This window comes from Rhabdonatronobacter sediminivivens, from assembly GCF_013415485.1.
Lineage (GTDB): Bacteria > Pseudomonadota > Alphaproteobacteria > Rhodobacterales > Rhodobacteraceae > Rhabdonatronobacter > Rhabdonatronobacter sediminivivens.
In genome coordinates, this window is sequence record NZ_JACBXS010000127.1 from 1 (window position 1) to 904 (window position 904).

The following is a 904-nucleotide window of genomic DNA, read 5'->3' on the forward strand; positions in this document are numbered from 1 at the left end:
GAAAGTGTTCCTCTCCGCCGTCGCGCTCGCAGCGACCGTCCTCTTCTGGCTTTGAATATCAATGAGTCTGGAGCCTAATGGATGTCTACAAACAAAGTCCCGAGTTGAAGCGCCCCGCTCAAGCCAAATGGCTGTCCGATGATTATGTTAAGTTCATCCGGTTTGCCGAGCACTTGATCGATAAGAACGGCGAAGGTGTTTTGGGGTTCATCACCAATCACGCCTACCTCGACAACCCGACATTCTTGGACATGCGCCAGCATCTGATGAAGACCTTTGACCGTATCCACGTCATCGACCTTCATGGGAATGCCAACAAAAAAGAGGTCTCGCCAGATGGAAGTCCCGACAAAAATGTGTTCGACATCCAGCAGGGCGTCGCAATCATAATCGCTGTGAAAAAGACCCCGGCGAGCAAGATTAAGGAACCTGCGAAGGTATTTCATGCTGATCTTTGGGGAAGCCGAGCCTCGAAATATGCCGCTCTTGAGGTAGCTACGACGCAAAGCCATGATTTTTTTGATGTGACACCTGAGAAAGCGCCGTGGCCCTTTACACCGACTAATTGGGGCCTCCGAGGCGAATATTACAAATTTCCGAGCGTGGCCGATTGGTTCGCACCGAACGGCAGTCCTGCACCCGGAATCGTCACGACGCATGACCAATTTGCGATTTCATGGACGGAAATCGAGGCTCGCTCAAAAGTCGAGCGATTTCTCAAGACGCATAGCGAGGAAGAAGCTCGCTCTATCTGGAAGCTATGCTCTCAGAATCAGTGGAACTATAACCGTGCAATGACCGGCTTGGCAGATGGTTCATGGCGCGATCTAGTGTTCGTCACCTGACGCAAGATTCCCAACGGCTGCAGGGTGTGTCATACCTTGGGCATGAGACGCTCCGACAT

Annotated in this window: 1 protein-coding gene; it reads left to right on the top strand. The window is 51.9% G+C overall.

Going from position 1 to position 904, the window contains the following annotated elements; translation table 11 throughout:
* The first annotated feature begins 77 nt into the window (after window positions 1-77).
* The gene (locus HUK65_RS18465; RefSeq protein ID WP_179907752.1) at window positions 78-845 is read left to right on the top strand and encodes a hypothetical protein; all 768 of its coding nucleotides are present in this window, start codon (window positions 78-80) and stop codon (window positions 843-845) included.
* The last annotated feature ends 59 nt before the right edge of the window (window positions 846-904 follow it).

Excerpts from the sequence above, each read along its gene's own strand:
- HUK65_RS18465 (WP_179907752.1), top strand. The coding sequence starts at position 78 with ATGGATGTCTACAAACAAAGTCCCGAGTTGAAGCGCCCCGCTCAAGCC.